The sequence below is a fragment of the Elizabethkingia argenteiflava genome (genome assembly GCF_009904105.1).
Classification (GTDB): Bacteria; Bacteroidota; Bacteroidia; order Flavobacteriales; family Weeksellaceae; genus Elizabethkingia; species Elizabethkingia argenteiflava.
In genome coordinates, this window is the sequence record NZ_JAAABJ010000110.1 from 1 (window position 1) to 378 (window position 378).

At 30.2% G+C, this 378-nt stretch carries 1 protein-coding gene; it reads right to left on the minus strand.

Annotation, left to right across the window (positions count from 1 at the left end):
• Positions 1-183: 183 nt before the first annotated feature.
• On the minus strand, positions 184-378 hold a 195-nt coding region (locus GNY06_RS00600), incomplete at its 5' end, for a hypothetical protein (protein ID WP_166518343.1).

Below are 378 nucleotides of genomic sequence, written 5' to 3' on the forward strand. Positions count from 1 at the left end.
AAAAAAGCTAGACAAATCATCGCAAATCAAAATTGGCTGAAATCCTCCAGTAAAGGAAGCATAAATGTTTCTGTTACTAAGTTCTGATTTCACAAAAATAATACTGCCGTTTTTACTACCTATGGGAATCCATGTTCTCTTCATGTGTACTTTAACTGTTACAGATTTTAAATATGCTTTTGTCTAAATTTTAAAGCTGACTCCATCATTAAGTTCTCCTTTCTCAAACAGAATGTTAAATTCTTCTATCGGATCAATCTGATCAAATTCTAAAATATTTTCAACTGATGTTAGTAATTCAATATGTACAAAAACATTCAGACCTTCAAATTCTTGTAGACCAGATCTTCCTCCAGCAACATAAAATTTAATTGAATA